General features: G+C 64.8%; 12 protein-coding genes. 4 read left to right on the forward strand and 8 right to left on the reverse strand.

Features of this window, described 5'->3' with window-relative positions:
- Positions 1–9 precede the first annotated feature (9 nt).
- Together JCM7686_RS18230 and JCM7686_RS18235 are read right to left on the reverse strand one after the other, a co-directional pair.
- Entirely contained in the window at positions 10–1,503 is a 1,494-nt protein-coding gene (locus JCM7686_RS18230) for an ABC transporter substrate-binding protein (protein WP_020952192.1), read from the reverse strand.
- A gap of 340 nt (positions 1,504–1,843) precedes the next feature.
- Complete coding sequence (locus JCM7686_RS18235; RefSeq protein WP_020952193.1) at positions 1,844–2,599, reverse strand: siderophore-interacting protein; 756 nt, start codon at positions 2,597–2,599, stop codon at positions 1,844–1,846.
- A 516-nt stretch (positions 2,600–3,115) separates the two neighbouring features.
- Between JCM7686_RS18235 and JCM7686_RS18240 the strand changes: the two genes are divergently transcribed.
- The 3 genes from JCM7686_RS18240 (at position 3,116) to JCM7686_RS18250 (ending at position 6,121) form a co-directional block, all read left to right on the forward strand.
- Positions 3,116–4,312: an acyl-CoA dehydrogenase family protein gene (locus tag JCM7686_RS18240; protein WP_020952194.1), complete on the forward strand. Its 1,197-nt coding sequence runs from the start codon at positions 3,116–3,118 to the stop codon at positions 4,310–4,312.
- A gap of 22 nt (positions 4,313–4,334) precedes the next feature.
- On the forward strand, positions 4,335–5,372 hold the full coding sequence (locus tag JCM7686_RS18245; RefSeq protein ID WP_020952195.1) for an ABC transporter substrate-binding protein: 1,038 nt from the start codon (positions 4,335–4,337) through the stop codon (positions 5,370–5,372).
- Between the two features lie 68 nt (positions 5,373–5,440).
- Entirely contained in the window at positions 5,441–6,121 is a 681-nt protein-coding gene (locus tag JCM7686_RS18250) for an NAD(P)-dependent oxidoreductase (RefSeq protein WP_020952196.1), read from the forward strand.
- Between the two features lie 54 nt (positions 6,122–6,175).
- On the opposite strand, the gene JCM7686_RS18255 is transcribed toward JCM7686_RS18250, so the two are convergent.
- A complete protein-coding gene (locus JCM7686_RS18255) occupies positions 6,176–7,051 on the reverse strand; it encodes an NmrA family NAD(P)-binding protein (RefSeq protein ID WP_051201696.1) in 876 nt (291 codons plus the stop codon).
- Positions 7,052–7,452: 401 nt separating this feature from the next.
- Here JCM7686_RS18255 and JCM7686_RS18260 point away from each other — a divergent pair, with 401 nt between their 5' ends.
- Entirely contained in the window at positions 7,453–9,078 is a 1,626-nt protein-coding gene (locus JCM7686_RS18260; protein WP_020952198.1) for an ABC transporter substrate-binding protein, read from the forward strand.
- Between the two features lie 118 nt (positions 9,079–9,196).
- Here JCM7686_RS18260 and JCM7686_RS18265 read toward each other — a convergent pair whose 3' ends face one another.
- The 5 genes from JCM7686_RS18265 to JCM7686_RS18285 all read right to left on the reverse strand — a co-directional run bounded on the left by JCM7686_RS18265 (position 9,197) and on the right by JCM7686_RS18285 (position 18,231).
- A complete protein-coding gene (locus tag JCM7686_RS18265) occupies positions 9,197–10,459 on the reverse strand; it encodes a M20 aminoacylase family protein (protein ID WP_020952199.1) in 1,263 nt (420 codons plus the stop codon).
- A 57-nt stretch (positions 10,460–10,516) separates the two neighbouring features.
- Entirely contained in the window at positions 10,517–12,127 is a 1,611-nt protein-coding gene (locus tag JCM7686_RS18270; RefSeq protein ID WP_041528131.1) for an ABC transporter substrate-binding protein, read from the reverse strand.
- Between the two features lie 247 nt (positions 12,128–12,374).
- Positions 12,375–13,754 carry an efflux transporter outer membrane subunit gene (locus JCM7686_RS18275; RefSeq protein WP_020952201.1) on the reverse strand — a complete coding sequence of 460 codons (1,380 nt, stop codon included), beginning with the start codon at positions 13,752–13,754 and terminating at the stop codon, positions 12,375–12,377.
- An 84-nt stretch (positions 13,755–13,838) separates the two neighbouring features.
- On the reverse strand, positions 13,839–16,997 hold the full coding sequence (locus JCM7686_RS18280; protein WP_020952202.1) for an efflux RND transporter permease subunit: 3,159 nt from the start codon (positions 16,995–16,997) through the stop codon (positions 13,839–13,841).
- Between the two features lie 10 nt (positions 16,998–17,007).
- Positions 17,008–18,231 (reverse strand): efflux RND transporter periplasmic adaptor subunit, encoded by a 1,224-nt coding sequence (locus JCM7686_RS18285; RefSeq protein WP_020952203.1) that lies wholly within the window; start codon positions 18,229–18,231, stop codon positions 17,008–17,010.
- Positions 18,232–18,320: the final 89 nt, after the last annotated feature.

Raw genomic sequence — 18,320 nt, forward strand, 5'->3', positions numbered from 1 at the left:
CTCAGATGATTATTCCGACTTGGTAATGCCGCGCAGGAAGAACTGCGCATTCAAACCATTGACCGGATAATGCGCCACCTTGGTCGAAGAGACCACCAGCTGCGGATAAAGATAAAGCCAATTCGACGCAGCATCCTCGGCGATCAGCTTGTTGGCCTCGCGCAGCTTTGCCGCCTGTTCCTCGTCGGTATCCGAGGTCTCGGCCGCATTGATCAGCTCGGTCACTTTCGGATTGTCATAGCCCCAGTAGAAATCGGGGTTGCCGTAGAAGACGATGTCGCGGTGATTGACATGCTCTTGCAACGTCGCCTGGAAATCCTTGGCCTGATAGACCTTGGTGTACCATTCGTTCGCGGTGATGACGTGGATATTCACCGTGACGCCCACCTTGGCGAGCTCGGCTTTCAGGAACTCGGCCACGATCGGATGGGGATCGTAATTCGGGGTCTCAAGCGTGAAGGCAAAGCCTTTCTCGAAGCCCGCCTCTTTCAAAAGCTCCTTGGCGCTTGCCGGATCATAGGCATCGACCGAGGTCAGGTCCTCATACCAGGGATCGGTCGGCGGCACGAAGGAACCGAGCACCGTGCCCCGGTCGCCCCAGATCGCCTCGAGCAGCTTCTTCTTGTCGACGGCGCGGGCCAGGGCCTTGCGCACCTTCACATCATTGAAGGGCGCGACGCGGTCGTTATAGGCCATGATCTCCTTGGTGGTCGATTTCCCCTCGGCGATGGTGAAGGCCGTGGGATCTTCGAACAAAGCCAAAGCATCGGGGCTCTGGACCGAGGTGATGACATCGACCGCATTGGTCAACAGCGCATTGTTGAGCGCCGAGGCATCGGTGAAATAGCTGAACGTCGCCCCACCATTCGCCGGTTTCGCGCCCCAGTAAGCGTCAAACGCCTCGAGCGACAAAGCCGAGCCGCGCTTCCAATCAGCGAGCTTATAAGGCCCGGTGCCATCTTCCTTGCCGGTGATGTCGCCCGCCTTGTCGCTGACGATCCAGACGTAGCTCAGGTTATAGGGCAGCGAGATCGACTTCGCCTTCAGCTTGATGACCACGGTCAGATCATCAGGCGTCTCGATCGCCTCGATCCCGGCAAGGCTCTTCTTGCGCGAGGATTTCGACGCCTCCGCCACCACGCGCTCGATCGAATATTTCACATCCGCCGAGGTCAGCGCCGCGCCCGAGTGAAACTTCACATTGGGCTGCAGCTTGAACGTATGGGTGAGCCCGTCCGCGGACACGCTGTGCTCGGCGGCCAAAGCGGGCGCGACCGAGCCATCATCATTCAGCCGGTAAAGCGCCTCATAGACGTTGTCGTTAAAGGCCTCGTTGATGCCCTGACCGGCACCGGCGGTATTGTCGAGGTTCTGGGGCTCGTAAAGCGAGCCGATGCGGATGATCGCCGCCGGATCATCGGCCGCGAGCACCGGAGCCGCGCCCGCGATCAGCGCGGCAAAGGCCACGCCAAGAGCGCGCGAAAATGTTGATGAAGAAGCCATGGCACACCAAATTCAGGTTCGTTATCGCCAACATAGCGCAAAGCCGAAGCCGCTGCGAGCGATCTTGCCGGGACGGCGTCGCGAAACCGACATCCGCGCTGGCATGTTATTCCCGGCCCGCGACGAAAGTCGGAAGTTCCTTCCCAGCAGAAAAATCCGCGACCTCGCGCGAAAGGCGAAACCCCGCCCAAACGAATCTCTCTTCAGTGTCAAAGCCCGCCCGAAAATCGCCTCCCAAAAACCGGCGCGCGTTTTCTTCATCACCGCAAATACCCTCGGGGGTGAATTGCCCGGCACGGGCAAGAGGGGGCGGAACGCCCCCTCACACCAAGAAAATATCTCAGTCGAATTTCTCGGTCGTATCCGCCGCGCCCCGGACCCAATAGCCCGCCGCCTTGACCCATTCCTTGGGATGGCCGCGCTCGAAGATCTGCGCGCGCAGGGCGCGGGTGACGCTGGCCTCGGCGGCGATCCAGACGAAGCCGCGGCCCTCGGGCAGCGCGAGCCCCGCGAGCGCATCGAGAAGCGGGCCGGGCTCATGGGCCTGATCCAGAGGGCGATGGACCCAATGGGGCTCATGGCTGGCGCGGGTCTCGAAGACCTGCTCGTCAGCTGCGGAATCCACCGCGGCCAGCGTGAGGACGCGCACGCCCGCCTCAAGCTCTTCGGCGCGCCGCCCGATCGCGGGCAGGGCGGTTTCGTCGCCGATCAGCAGATACCAGTCGAAAACCGGCGCGACCACGGCAGAGCCGCGCGGCCCGCCGATTTCCAGCCGGTCGCCCGGCGCCGCCGTCATCACCCAGCGCGTCGCCGGACCCTGATCGGGGCTGCCCTCGCCATGGACCGCGAAATCGACGGTCAGGCTTTGCGCGGCATTGTCGTAGCGGCGCGGGGTGTAATCGCGCATCTCGGCGCCGTCGCCCGCGCCTTCGGGAAAGATCTTGATATGGTCATCGGCGCCAAGGCTGATGAAATCGGCGAGATCCTCGCCCGCAAGCTCGACCCGGATCATATTCGGGGTCAGGCGGAAGATCTCGGTAATGGTCAGGCTGCGCCGCCGGGTCTCGTGGCGGTGACGGGTAATGATTTGCTCCATGAAGCCTCCTGAGGTCTTGATCTGCAACGGCTTGCCCGGAACCGGGGCTGGCATGTCAGCGCGTGGTTAACAGGTTCCGCCGCGCTTGGCATGTGCTCCTGACAAAAAAACTTGGGATTTCTGATCACGCCCGCGCGACTGCCCCACGACTGCCCCACGACTGCCGAGATCTCGACGGCTTGTGCCAAAGGCAGGGCCGCGCAGGGCCCGTTGCATTGCCCGCTGCGCTTGACTTCATACATCGGTTTAGTGGATGTTTAAGAAGAACATTCGCCTGAAATTGAGCCAGATTACGCAGCCAGAAGGAATATTTTCCCACATCATAGGAAGAGCGCATAGCCTTACCGCGGATCCGGGCGCAAAGAGATCAATTCCCTCTCTGCCCGCGCGCTCCCGCCGAACACACAAGGCGCGCTCCGATTCCCTGCGCCGCAAATCTCACCGCAACCCGCTCTGCCCCAAAGCCACCAAGCCCGACTTTCCCTTTTCGAGACCTATTTTCCGCCCGAGGACCCCATGACCACCGAACTTTCCCAGACGCTGGCCCGCGCCGAAGAGCTTGGCCGGCACTTTGCCGAAACCTCGGCTGATCACGATGCGAGCGGAGAGTTTCCTTTCGCCAATTTCACCGCTTTGCATGAGGCCGGGCTTTTGCGCCTGACCATGGCCCCCGAACACGGCGGGCTGGGCGGCGGGCTGCAAGCGGCGCTGGCGGCGGTATCGGCGGTGGCCAAGGGCGATCCCTCGACCGCGCTCGTCTATGCGATGCATCTGGGCATCCACCACGGCATCCGCACCTCGGGCAAATGGCCCGCCCATCTGGTCGAAAGGGTCTCGCGCGCCAATCGCGAGGGCGTGGCGCTTCTCAATTCCGCGCAGGTCGAGCCGGTGGTCGGCTCGCCCTCGCATGGCACTTTGCCCCAGACGATCGCGCGGCGCGATGGCGCGCAGTGGCGGATCTCGGGGCACAAGACCTATGCCACGGGGATCCCGCTCCTGAAATGGTCGACCGTACTTGCCGTCACCGATGAGGCCGAGCCGCGTCTGGGGCTTTTCCTCGTGCCGACCGACGCGCCGGGTCTGCGCATCGAGCGGACCTGGAATGCGACCGGAATGCGCGCGACGCGCAGCGATGACATCCTGCTCGACGATGTCGTGATCCCTTACGAGGATACGATCGACCTTGGCCCGGCCGCGCAGGGCCTGCGCCGCGATCCGCGCGAGGGCGCGTGGTATTTCACGCTGGTGCCCGCGATCTATAGCGCGGCGGCGGAATCCGCGCGTGATTGGCTGGTCGATTTTGCCACCAATCGCGTGCCGGGCAGCCTTGGCGCGCCTTTGTCCACCGTGCCGCGCATTCAGGACGGCGTCGGCCAGATCGAGGTGCTTTTGGGCATCAACCGTAGGCTTTTGCAGGGCATTGCCGAGGATTACGACCTTGGCCGCCCCTTTGGCACTGACGCCGGTCTGGTCAAACATGCGGTGATCGAGAATGCGACGCAAGCCTCGATCATCGCGCTCGATCTCGGCGGCAATCCCGGGATCAGCCGCGACAATCCGCTGGAGCGCCATCACCGCAATGTGCTGGGCGCCAAGGCCCATGCGCCGCAAAACAACATCATCCGCGCCGGTTTGGGCAAGGCGGCCTTTGACCGCTACGCCGCCGCCCAGGCCGAAGAGGCGGGCCGCGAGGCCGCCATCGCCGCGCAGTAAGCCGCCACAAAGGAGCCACCCCATGACGATCAAGCCCGAATTCCTGTGGTATACGCAATGCCCCGCACCGACGCCGCTGTCGCTCGCGGCCCAGAAGGGCTGGCTGGCCGAAAGCTTCGCCGCCCATGATCTGGCGGTGAAATCCATCCGCCAATCCCCCGATCCAGAGGTCCGCGCCAGCCATTTCACCCATAGCCTCGACTGGTCCTTCCGGCAGGGCGGCAATATTCCTCCGCTCTGGACGCGGGCCAATGGGCGCGAGACCCGCGTGCTTGGCATCACCACCACCGATGAGTTTCAGGCCGTCATCACGCTGCCCGGACGCGGGATTACGGATGCCTCGGATCTCAAGGGGCGGCGCATCGGCATTCCCCGAAATGACCGTGCGCTGATTGATTTCCAGCGCGCCACGGCGCTCAAAGGCGTGGTCTCGGCGCTGACCTTGGCCGGGCTGACGGCGGCGGATGTCGAGCTCGTCTGGCTGCAAGATGAGGCCTTTGGCGGCGATATCGGGCAGGGCGGCTATGGCGGGCTGCGCCGCAGCTATCCCTATGGCGCCGAATTCCTCGCGCTCGCGCGGGGCGAGATCGACGCGTTTTTCGTCAAGGGCGCCGAGGGGCTTTTGCTCGCCGCGCAGTTCCGCGCCGTGCTGGTCGCCGATTTCGGCTTCCATCCCGATGCCCGCATCCGCATCAACAACGGCACGCCCCGTCCCCTGACGATCGACGCCGCGACCATCGCGCGACGCCCCGATCTCGCCGAAGCGCTCGTCGCCTCGGTCCTGCGCGTGCCCGTCTGGGCCAAAGAGCACCCCGAAGATGCGGTCCGCCTGATCGCGCGCGAAATCGGGGTGGGCGAGGATGCGATCTGGGCCGCGAACGGGCCCGAAGTTCATCGCCATCTCGAGCTGACAATCGAGGAAGACCAGATCGACGCGCTTCAGCATTTCGTCGGTTTCCTGCGCGAATGGGACTTTATCCCGGCTGAATTCGACGTGCGCGATTGGGTCGATCCGGCCCCGCTGGCGGCGGCGCGCGCGAAACTGGCCGTGCCTGCCTAAGCGCCTCACCCCGGCCCGCCCCACCATAGCGCGGGCCGCTCTCCCCCTTTTCGCGAAAGGCCAAACCCGTGGCAAAAATCGTCCTCATCGGCGCCTCTGGCGGCATCGGCAGCCATCTGCGCACCGAGGCTCTGGCGCGCGGCCATCATGTCACCGCGCTGACCCGCAGCCAGAACCTGCCCGCAGCCGAGCGCCTGACCTCGGTGCAGGCCGATCTTGCCGAGACCGCCGCCGTGACCGAGATCTTTCGCGGCGCCGATGCGGTTCTCAGCGCCTATAGCCCGGGCCTCAGCCGTTTCAGCGCCGAAGAGGCCGCGCAGCTGATCAAGGCCGCGCATGAGAGCCTCTTCACCGCGCTCAACGCGGCGGGGGTGGCGCGGGCGATAATCGTCGGCGGCGTCGGCAGCCTGCGCGCCGAGGCGGATCGCGACGGCGATGTCGTCGATGCCGCTTTCTATCCCGCCGATCACAAGGCCCATACGCTGCAAAACCGCGAGATCCTGCGCGGACTTCGCGGCGCGCAGGGTGCGGCACCCGCGACAGGTTCCGGGCTCGATTGGAGCTATGTCTCGCCGCCGCTCGATATTTTCGAGGGGCCGAAGCTTGGCCGCTACCGGCTCGGGCAGGATGTGCTCTTGCGCGATGCGGCGGGCGATAGCCGGATCTCGCGCGCCGATTTCGCCGCCGCCATTCTCGATGTTTTCGAAAAGGGCAGCCATATCCGCGAGCGGTTCACGGTGGCTTATTGAGCCCCTCAACCAAGCGATAAAAGCGGCGCGGGGGCGAACCCCGCGCCCTTTGCGTTACGCCTCGACCAGCGCCTCGCTCAGATAATCCTCGACGCGGCGCGGCGCGCGGCCAAGGATCTCTGACACGGTTTGCGTGACGCCCGCCGCGCCCCCCGCGCTAATGACCTTGATGAATTGCGCGATCACCCCTTGCTCGAAGGCGGGCAGGCTCGGCGCGCCGGGATCAACCGCCGGCGCCTCTGCCGACACCGTGATTTCACGCCCGGCAAGGCCGCTCGCGATCCGCGCGAGCTCGTCGGTGGACAAAGCCTCGCCGCCAGTGATGACCAGCGGGCCGGGCGCGGGGGCCTCGGCCAGAAGCTGCGAGACAGCGACATCGGCAATGTCGCGAATGTCGATATAGGCGACCTCGGCCGCGCCGTGGCGGGCATGGATCGGCCCGCCCGCGCGGATCTGGCGGATGGTCCCGGCCAGCGAGACCTGCGCCCAGGCATTGGGCCGGATCGCGACCGATTGCGGCACCGCGCTTGCCAGATGGGTCTCGATCGCCTGATGGGCATCGCCCGAAAACGAGGTGCCGACCGTCCAATCCGAGCCCGAGATCTTGACGATCCGCGTGACCCCCGCCGCGCGCGCGGCCTCGATCACCGCGATCTGATCCTCGGCCAGCGTTTCGCTGATCGGCGAGAGCAGGAACAGCCGCGCGATCCCCGAAACCGCGCGCGCAAGGCTGTCTAGGTCGCGAAAATCACCCGCGACGATGTCAACGCTCGCTCCAAAAATGCGGCGGGCGCTGTCGGGGTTACGGCTCAGCACCCGAGGCCGGATCCCGCGCGCAATCAGCTCGCGCGTGACGATCCGGCCGAGCTTGCCCGTCGCCCCCGTCACCAGAATGGGGCCCGTGGCTGCGGCGTGATCTGAATGGCTCATGGGTCTTTTCCGGTCGTTGGAGGGGCGGTTTTCCATGACGAATCTGAGCCAAAGCGGGGCTTCGGTCCATCCTATAGTCGGGCAGCGGAGAGGCCCGATCTTTCGCCCCGGCCCCTGAAAACAGCGGCATATTCTCTTGCGGCCGCGCGGAGGTCGCCCTGCCAGAGAACGGGATTTTTCCGCAGCCCCGCCCGACGACAGCAATCTTGCGCAAGCCCTACGCGGCGCGTGGTCTTTGTGCTGAATTCGCGCGGGCAGGACATTGGTTCTCGCCCGGCGGGATCATAACCGATAATATCCATAGACATTATAGAACACGAACCCAATGCCCCGATGCTTTTGGCCGGGGCGGCGCACCCGAGTCCGGGCCACGGCGCACAGATATGCTCAAGGACACTGCCATGACGAGACGCTCGCCTGCTCCTTTCACCCTGTCGCGCCGGCTCTTGCTGGGTTCTGCCGCGGCTGCGGTTCTGACCCGCGGCTTTGGCGGCGCGGCGCTGGCCGAGACCGCCGATCCCGCGCCGGTTTCGGGCGGGACGGTGACCTTCAATGTGGGCTCGGAACCGCCGACGCTGATCTCGGCGACGAATACCGGAGCGGCCATGCATATCACCGCCAAAGTGGTCGAGGGGCTGCTGAGCTATGACACCGATTTCAACCCCCAGCCGCAGCTTGCCACCGATTGGGAGGTCAGTCCCGACGGGCTGACCTATACGTTCAAGCTGCGCGAGGGGGTGAGCTGGCATGACGGCAAACCCTTCACCGCCGAGGATGTCGCCTTCTCGATCCTCGCGCTGAAGGAAGAGCATCCGCGCGCGCGCGGCACCTTCGCCAACATCACCGAGGTCGAGATCCTCGACCCCCATCAGATCCGCATCCGCCTGTCCCATCCCGCGCCCTATCTGCTGAAGGCGCTGGCGGCGATGGAGGCGCCGATCCTGCCCAAACATATCTTCGGGGGCGAGAAGCTGGCGAGCAATCCCGCGCTGTCCGCGCCAATCGGAACCGGGCCCTTCCGCTTCAAGGAATGGGTGCGCGGCAGCCATGTTCTCTTGACGCGGAACCCCGATTACTGGGAGGCGGGCAAGCCCTATCTCGACCAGATCGTGCTGCGCTTCATCACCGATCAAGGCGCGGCGGCGGCGGCCTTGGAGACCGGCGAGGTGCAGGTCTCGATGGCGGCGATCTCGGTGCGCGATATCGACCGGCTGCAAACCAATCCCGCGCTTGGCTTTGACAGCCGCGCGACGCGCTATAACAATTCGATCCTGCGCGCGCTCTTCAACCTCGACCGGCCCGAGCTGAAGGATGTGCGCGTGCGCCATGCGATTGCCCATGCCTTCGACAAGGATTTCATCGTCGATACGGTCTATCTTGGCCATGCCAAGCGGCTTGACGGGCCGATCAGCCCGGGCGTCACCGCCTTCTATACCCCTGATCTGAAACGCTATGCCTATGATCCGGCGCAGGCCGAGGCGCTGCTCGACGCGGCCGGTTTCCCGCGTGGCGCCGATGGGGTGCGCTTCACGCTGACCATCGACCCGATGGATGCGACCGGCCCCCATCGCCAGATCGCCGATTATCTCGCACAGGCGCTGAATGCGGTCGGCATCCGTTCGAGCGTGCGCACGCAGGATTTCGCGGGCTTCGTCAAACGGGTCTATACCGACCGTGATTTTGATCTGGCGATCGAGCCGATGAGCAATCTGTTCGATCCCACGGTGGGCGTGCAGCGGCTTTACTGGTCGAAGAACTTCAAGCCGGGCGTGCCTTTCTCGAATGGCGCGCATTATGCCAATCCCGAGGTGGACCGGCTGCTCGAAGCGGCGGCCTCGGAAAACGATCCGGCCAAGCGCAAGGAGTTGTTCACCGCCTTCCAAAACATCGTCGTCGAGGATCTGCCCGCCATCGATCTGGTCGCGCCCGATGCCTATGTTTTCTGGCAAAAGCCGGTGCGGCATCTGACCGATGTGACGCTGGACGGGGTGTCGAACAACTGGGCCAATGTCTTTCTGGCGAGCTGAGATCTGCTGGGGGAGGGCGCGCCCTTCCGTTTTGCGAAACAGAAAACGCCGCCCGGAGACCAGGCCGGGCGGCGCTTTCCCAAAGGCGGCAGTCGCGGCGCTGGCAGACGCGCGCGGCTCAGGCCGCCTTCAGCCGGGTCTCGACCAGCCGCGCCCAGAAGCTCGCGCCAAGCGGCAGGATCGCATCATCGAGCACATATTGCGGATTGTGCAGCGGCACCGAGCCTCTATGGCCGAGCACGAAGAAGGCGCCGGGCGCATGTTGCAGCATATCGGCGAAATCCTCGCTGCCGAGCACCAGATCTTGCGAGATCTCGACCCGCGCAGGCCCAAGAAGGTCCTCGCCGACCTCGACAACATGGGCGACGCCTTCGGGGTGGTTGGTCAGTACCGAAAAGACATCGCGGATCTCGACCTCGGCGCGCAGCTCATGGGCGGCGGCGATATGTTCGGCAAGCGCGGTGATGCGCGCGCGGACCTGCGCGCGCAGCTCGTCGGAAAAGGCGCGCACCGTCCCTGACAGCACCGCCGTTTCGGGGATGATGTTGTAAGCCGTGCCCGCATGGGCTTGCGTGATCGACAAAACCGCGGGCTCGGTCGCCTTGAGATTGCGGCTGACGATGGTCTGAAGCGCCTGAATGAGCGCGCCAAGCGCCGGGATCGGATCATGTGCGCCGTGCGGATGGGCCGCATGCGAGCCCTTACCGATCAGCTTGATGTCGAAGAAATCCGCCCCCGCCATCGAGACGCCTTGCCCGACGCGCAGATGGCCGGGCGCAACGCGGTCTCCGGTCGCATTATGCAGGCCATAGATCTCATCAACCGGAAAATCGCGGAAAAGCCCATCCGCGATCATGGCGCGGGCCCCGCCCAGACCCTCTTCGGCGGGCTGGAAGATGAATTGCACCGTGCCCGCGAAATCGCGGGTCTCGGCGAGATAGCGCGCGGCGCCCAAGAGGATCGCGGTATGGGCATCATGGCCGCAGCCGTGGAATTTCCCAGGAATTTCCGAGGCATAGGGCAGGCCGGTGTCCTCGGTCATCGGCAGCGCATCCATATCGGCGCGCAGCCCGATCACGCGGTTTGCCCCGGCGCGATCCGTGTACCGCCCGGTCAGCCGCCCGACGAGCCCGGTGCCGCCATAGCCGCGATGGACCTCGATCCCCCAGCTTTCCAGCTTTTGCGCGACGATGCCCGAGGTGCGATGTTCCTCGAAACCGATCTCGGGATGGCGGTGGAAATCATGGCGCCAGGCGGTGATGTCCTCGGCGAAAGCGGCAATCCGGGGGTGGATCGCCGGATCACGCGCGCCCGCCTCCGGGACCGCATCTGGGACCGGCTGATGGGGCGAGAGCTTGCTGGGAGAAAGAACTTCGGTCATCGAAATATCCTGTCAGATCAAAGGGAAATGCCTGTGCCGGGGGCGGGTACCCGCGTCTCAGGCGGGCGCGAGCCAGACGAAGGCGCCATTCGAGCCGAACCCGTCCACGGTCAGCGTGTGGTCATGGACGCGGCGGTTGAAGACGGTATGGGCGACCGGCGCGACCAGATAGAAGGCTGGCAGATCGGCGATCACCTGCTTTTGGAAATCGGTGTAAAGCGCCACGCGTTTGGCGGGGTCAATCTCGACCGCCGCCGCCTCCAGCAGCCGGTCGGCCTCGGCGCTGCGGTAATGGGCGGCATTGACGAAGGGCACGCCCGGCTCGATGCTTTTCGACCAGAAGAGCCCTTGGATCCCCGCAACCGGGTCATAGAGATTGCTGAGCGTTTCCAAGGCGATGTCGAAATCGCGCTCGGTATAGATGCGCCGGACATAGGTCGCGAAATCCTGCCCGCGAATGGTCAGCTTGATGCCGACACGGTCCAGCGCCTGCGCGAGATAATCGGCGGTCTGGCGCACCGGGCCGGTCGGCTGGACCGGGTCGAGGAAGACCTCGAAACGCACGCCATTCGCCCCGCGCGGGGCGCCTGCCTCGTCCAGAAGCACCTCAGCCTTGGCGGGGTCGAACGCGTAGCGCGGCAGATCCTCGGTATAAAAGGCCGCAAGGCCGGGGCTCACCGGGCCATAGATCGGCACCGCATTGCCAAGATAGGCGAGGTTGACGATCGCATTCACATCAATGCTATGCGCAATCGCCTGCCGCACCTTGAGCTTTGAGAGCTGCGGATGGTCGAGGTTGTATTCAAGCCGCATGACCGTATTGCCATAGTCAAAGCCCTTGGTCTCGACGCCCAGCTGCGGATTGGAGCGCAGCCGCTCGAGCTCGGTCAGCGGCACGCCGGTCGGCGTCAGCTGGACCTCGCCGGTTTCAAGCGCCGCGATCTGGGTCAGCGGATCGCCGATGAAGCGAAAGACGATGCCGTCGAGATAGGGCCGCGGCTGGTCCCAATAATCGGGGTTGCGGTCCAGGATGATATGGCTGCCGCGCACCCATTCCTTGAAGCGGAACGGCCCGGTGCCGATCGGCGCGGCATTGGCCGGATTGGTCAGGATATCGGTGCCGTCATAGATATGGGCGGGCGCAATCGGCACGCCCGAGCCGGCAAAGGCCACCAGCAGATAGGGCGCGGGCTCGGAGAGCAGGATCTCGACCTCATGGGGGCCAAGCGCATTGACCGCCGTCACATTGCGAAAGACCCGACGCCCGCGCGGATGGACATCGCGTTGCAGCTTGATCGAAAAGACCACATCCTCGGCGTCGAAGGGCTCGCCGTCATGCCAGCTCACGCCCTCGCGCAGGCGGAACCAATAGCGCAGACCGTCCTCGCTCACCGCCCATTCGGTCGCAAGTTCCGGCTTCGGCGACAGGTCGAGATCATAGCGCAGCAGCCCCTCGAGGATCTTCGAGCTGATGAAATAGGCGAAAGGCGTGGTGGTCGTCGTCGCGGCAATCGAGGCGGATTCGGTCGCGAGCGAGACGGTCAGGATGCCGCCGCGCACCGGCTCGTCTGCGGCAAAGGCGGGGAGGGGAAGGGCCGCAGCAAGGCCAAAGGCAGCGGCGCTGCCAAGGAGGCTGCGGCGGGTCAGGAAAAAGCGGGAAGAAATCATTTTGCCGTCCATCTCGGGGGGATGGCAGAATGGTGTAAATTCCTATGGGCTTTATCAAGATAATTGAGCCCGGCCGCGCATCTTTGCAAATTCCGCGCTGCCAAGACCTAGATCGGCCAAAGCCCCGCCGCGCGCCTGCCGGGATCGAGAGGAGATCTTTCCACGCCACCCGCGCAAGCGGGGGCGGGGAATCACGGGGCGCGCGCGCGCACGGTTGTCTTTGCGGGCGCGCGCCCCGTGACGGTGCTCAGCGGATCGGGGCGGCGGCGGCGATGCTGAGCGCGACATAGCCCGCCGCATGATCGCGCTGCGCGGCGGCAAGCGCGCTGCGGGCGGTCAGGACATTGCGCTCGGCATCCAGCACGGTGAAGAAATCCGACTGCCCGCCGGTCCAAGCCTCGCGCGAGAGCGAGACGGTTTCCTGCGCCGTATTGACCAGTTTGCGCTGCGCCGCGACGTTGCTCGAACCGCGATTATAGGCGGAGAGCCCGTTCTCGACCTCTTCGATCCCCTTGAGAACCGTAGCTTTCCAGCGCGTCTGCGCCTGCACCGCGCGGCTTTCGGCGGCGCTGAGGCGGGCCTTGTTCGCGCCGCCCTCAAAGATCGGCAGGTTGATCTGCGGCCCCAGAGCCCAAGAGGTTAGGCTGCCACCGCGCCGGATATTCGTCGGCGTGATCGAACCTGAAAGCGAGACCGAGGGCCAGAACGCCGCCTCGGCCACGCCAACCCGCGCGACGGCGGCGGCATATTGGCGCTCGGCAATCGCGACATCGGGACGGGCGCGGATGACCTCGGCGGGCAGGCCGACCGAGGGCTTGAACTGCGCATTGGGCTGATTGGTCGACTTTTGCAGCGCCGGACGCAGCACGGCCGTGCGCGAGGCGGTCAGCGTCGCCAGCTTGTTCAGCGCCTGATCGGCCCCCATTTCAAGGCGCGGCAGGTCGGCTTCGGCCTGCGCCACCGCCTGCTCGGCTTGCAGAACGTCAAGCCGCGTCGCCTGACCAAGCTCGTCCATCGCGCGCGTCATCTTCAAGGTCTCGCGGCGGCTGGTGATGCTTTGGCGGGTCAGCGCCAGGCTTTGCTGGTAATAGCGCAGGTCGATATAGGCCAAGGCAATCGAGGCGGTCACGGCCTGTTCGGCGGCCTCTTTCGAGAGCTTCGCCGCCTCAAGCTCGGCAATCGCCGCCGCGCGATTGGCGCGGTTGCCGCCGAAAATGTCGATCATCCACGAGGTCGAAAGCGTGCCCGAGCTGGTCTCGCGGATGCCGGTGCCCTGCTGATCGCCGCGCGAGGCCGAGGCCCCGGCCTGCACCTGCGGCAGATCGGCGGCGCGCGCCAGTCCGACGCCCGCCTGCGCCTCGTCAATGACCGCGACGGCTTCCTCGATCGAGAGGTTGCGGGCAAGGCCCTGCGCGATCAGCCCATCAAGCGAGCGGTCGCGGAAGCTTTGCCACCACGGCCCGGTCGCCTTGCGCGCCGGGGCGGCTCCGTCGAATTTCGGGGCGAGATCGGCCTTGGGCGGGGTGAATTCCGTGGTCGCACAGGCCGCGAGCACAAGAAGCATCGGCAGCGAGGTCAAAAGGCGCGCGCGACGCCCGCGCCACGCGCAAGGAAGGGAAAAGGTCATGGGTTCGTCTTTTTTTGGGGGGGAGGGGTCGGTTGTGACAGGGCGTAACGGGGACGCGGAACTGGCCCGCGTCCCCGCCCCCCGTCATTCCGCCGGCTGGACTTCCGGAGCTGAGCCAGTGGCGGAATTCTTGCGTCCGAGTTTTTTGTAGCTGCCGGTCAGCTTCATCACGAAGACGAAGAAGACCGGTGCGAAGAGCACGCCCAGCACGGTGGCCGAGATCATGCCGCCGACGACGTTAATGCCGATGGCGTTTTGGCTGGCGGCCGAGGGGCCGGTGGCAATCGCCATCGGCACCACGCCCATGGTGAAGGCCAGCGAGGTCATCAGGATCGGGCGGAAGCGCAGACGGCAGGCCTCGATCGTGGCCTCCATCAGCCCCATGCCCTCGGCGATCAGATCCTTGGCGACCTCGACGATCAGAATGGCGTTCTTGGCCGACAGACCGACGATGGTGATGAGACCGACGGTGAAGAAGACGTCATTCGACATCCCCGTCACCGTCACCGCCGCCACCGTCCCGATCGCGCCCATCGGCACGATCAGCATGACCGAAAGCGGGATCGCCCAGCTGCCATAAAGCCCGGCCAAGCACAGGAAGACGAAGAGGATCGACAGCCCGATCAGGAACGGCGCCTGGTTGCCGCTTTGGATCTCTTGCAACGATTGGCCGGTCCATTGGAAGGCGAAACCGGGGGGCAGATCGCTTGCGAGACGCTCCATTTCCGCAATCGCATCGCCCGAGGAATAGCCTTTCGCCGCCTCGCCATTGATCCGCATCGAGGGATAGCCGTTGTAACCCACGATCTGCGAGGGACCATGCGTCCATTCCGCGCTGGCGAAAGACGAGAGCGGCACCATGCCACCCTGCACGTTGCGGACGTTGAGCTTCATGACATCTTCGATGTTCATGCGCGCATCGGCCTCGGCCTGCACCATGACGCGCTGCATTTTGCCGTCATTGGGGAAGTCATTGACATAGCCCGAACCAAGCGCGACCGAGATCGTGCGATTGATCTCGCCAAAGGTCACGCCAAAGGCATTGGCCTTTTCGCGGTCGATCTTCAGACGCAGCTGCGGACCGGGCGGCAAGCCTTCGGTATAGAGGTTCGCGAGAACCGGGCTGGCCGCGGCGCCCGCCATGAGCTTGTCGCTCGCCTCTTGCAAGGCGGCGCTGCCGTTGTTGGCGCGGTCTTGCAGGCGGAAAGCAAAGCCCGAGCTGTTGCCAAGCCCTTGAATCGGCGGCGGCGACAACGCGAAGGCAATCGAGTCGCGGATGGCGAAGAGCCCACCCGACAATTGCCCCGCCAAAGCGCCCGCGCTGAGTTCAGGCGTCTCGCGCTTGCTCCAGTCGTTCAGTGTCACGAAAGCCAGACCCGAGTTCGGCCCCTGACCCGAGAAGGAAAAGCCCTGGATCGTCACGATGTCACGCACGCCGTCCATCGACATCGCCAGCGTTTCGGCCTGTTTCGTGACCTCGCGCAGACGGAAAGAGGTTCCGCCCGGCGGGCCTTGCAGGTTCGCCAGAAGATAGCCCTGATCCTCTTGCGGCAGGAACGCCGAGGGGATCTGGATATAGAACCAGCCCAGCCCCACGACCAGCGCCAGATAGATCACCATCATCCGACCGGCGCGACGGATCAGCCCGCCGACGGTACGGGTATAGCCGCCGGTGGCGCGGTCGAAATTGCGGTTGAACCAGCCAAAGACGCCGCGTTTCGCATGGCCATGCCCTTTCGGGATCGGCTTGAGGAAAGTCGCGCAGAGCGCAGGCGTCAGCGAAAGCGCAAGGAAGGCCGAGAAGAAGATCGACACGACCATCGTCAGCGAGAATTGCTGATAGATGATCCCGACCGAGCCCGGGAAGAAGGCCAGCGGAATGAAGACCGCCATCAGCGCCAGCGTAATCCCGACGATGGCGCCAGAGATCTGGCCCATCGCCTTCTTGGCGGCTTCCTTGGGCGAAAGGCCCTCCTCGGACATGATGCGCTCGACGTTTTCGACGACGACGATCGCGTCATCGACAAGGATGCCGATGGCGAGGATCATCGCGAACATCGTCAGCACGTTGACCGAGAAGCCCGCCGCCAGCATCACCGCCAGCGTCCCCGCCAAAGCAATCGGCACGACCAGCGTCGGAATGACCGTATAGCGGAAGTTTTGCAGGAAGATGAACATCACGACGAAGACCAGCCCCACCGCTTCGGCAAGCGTATGCAGCACTTTCTCGATCGAGGCCGAGACGAAAGGCGTCGTGTCATAGGGGATCGAATAGGTGACGCCCTGCGGGAAAAGCGGCGCGAGCTGATCCATCGCGGCGCGCACGCCCTCGGCGGTGTCCAAAGCGTTGCCGGTGGGCGACAGCTGGACGCCGATGGCCGCGGTTTCCTGACCGTTGAGGAAGGATTTGAAGGCGTAGAGCTCGGCATCGACCTCGATGCGCGCGACATCCGAGAGCCGCACAAGCGCCCCGTCATCGCGGGCGCGCAGCACGATCTTGCCGAATTCCTCGGGCGTGGTCAGCTGGCCCGTGACCAGCAGCGAGGCTTGGACCTGCGCCCCATCGGGCGCGGGATCGGCCCCGACCGAGCCAGCCGCAACCTGCGCATTCTGCTCGGCAATCGCCGAGGTGACATCGGTCACCGACATGTCCAGACCGACGAGCTTGGCCGGGTCGATCCACACCCGCAACGCGCGCTGGGTCGCGAAAAGCTGGGCGCGGCCAACACCTGGCACGCGGCGGATCTCGTTGATGACGTTGCGCGTGATGTAATCGCCAAGCGCCACCGCATCGAGCCCGGTTTCGGGCTTGGCGGTCAGCGCGACCAGCATCAGGAAGTTCGACCCGGCCTCTTCGACCAGAACACCCTGCTGCTGGACCTGCTGGGGCAGCGCCGATTCTACGCGGCGCAGGCGGTTTTGCGTATCCACCACCGCTTGCGAGATCGAGGTGCCCGACGAGAAGGTCACGTTGATCGTGACCGCGCCCGTCGCCTCGGAGGTCGATTCAAAATAGAGCAGGCCCGGAATGCCGTTCAGCTCTTCCTCGATCGGCTGGGTAACCTGCCGATAGAGATCTTCCGGCGAGGCCCCGGCAAAGCGGGTCGAGATCGTGACCTGCGGCGGCGCGACATCGGGATATTGCGCGACGGGAAGCTGGGGCAGCGACAGCGCCCCGGCCAAAGTGATGAAGATCGCGATCACCCAGGCAAGCACTGGGTTGTCGATAAAGAATTTTGCCATGGACCCTGCCTCAGTTCGTCGCGGACGCGGGTGCAGCAGCAGGGGCGGCGGCGAGCTTGGTCTTGCACGGCTCGGCGTTTTTCTCGCCCTCAGAGCCCTCGACCGGATCGCTCCAGCACACCGGCGAGACCGGCGCGCCGGGGCCGATTTTCTGGAACCCGTCGACGACGACCATATCGCCCGCCTTCAGCCCCTCTTGCACGATGACGCGGTTGCCAAGCGCGCGACCAAGCGTCACCGGACGCAGCTCGACCGCCGATTTCGCATCGACGACATAGACCTGCGCGGCGCCGCGCCCATCGCGTTGCACCGCCTGTGCGGGCACGGCGATCGCATCCGAGGCCGTGGCCTGCTCGACCGAGACACGCACATACATGCCCGGCAGCAACTTACCCGACGGATTGGGGAATTCCGCGCGCAACGTAACCTGACCGCTCGAGCGCTCGACCGTCGCCTCGGAAAACAGCAGCTTGCCCGGCACGTCATATTCGGTGCCGTCATCGAGCAAAAGCACGACCTGCGCGACGCCCGGCTCGACCTGCGTCAGCTCGCCCGTATCCAGCGCATTGCGCAGGCGCAGCAGTTCGGACACCGGCTGCTGAATATCGGCATAGACCGGGTCGAGCTGCTGGATCGTGGTCAGAACCTCGCCCTGCGCGCCAACCAGCGCGCCCTCGGTCACCTGAGCGCGCCCGATCCGGCCCGAGATCGGCGCCTTCACATCGGTAAAGCCAAGGTTCAGCTCGGCTGCGCGCAATTGGGCGCGGGCTTCAGCCAAAGCCGCCTCGGCTTGCAGCTTGCCCGCGACGGCAGTCTCGAAATCCGCGCGGCTGGTGATATTGCGTTCATTGAGCGAGGCATAGCGCCGCTCGTTCTGCTCGGCCTCGACGAGCCCCGCATTGGCGCGGGCCACCGCCGCTTTGGCGGATTCGACCGCGACCTCATAGGTCACGCGGTCAAGGCGAAAGAGCACATCGCCCTCTTTGACCAGCCCGCCCTGCTCGAAGACGCGGTTTTCAATAATGCCGCCGACACGCGGGCGGACATCGGCGATGCGGGTGGCGCTGACGCGCCCGGGAAGTTCAGCGGTGACGGCAAGGTTTTCGGGTTGGATCACGATCACGCCGACGGAAGAGGGCGGCATGTCCTGAGCCATGGCGCCCGAGGCCTGAACGGCCAGCAGCACGAACAAGGCGACGCCGCCTGCGAGGCTGCGGGAAAGGGGGAAGGGCATGGGAAATCCGTTGAGAGGGAATCAATTAATTCTGGTCCTATGTCCAACTTGGACGAATGTCCAGTTTGAATTTGTCTGGCGCTGTGATA

The sequence above is a fragment of the Paracoccus aminophilus JCM 7686 genome, from assembly GCF_000444995.1.
GTDB lineage: Bacteria > Pseudomonadota > Alphaproteobacteria > Rhodobacterales > Rhodobacteraceae > Paracoccus > Paracoccus aminophilus.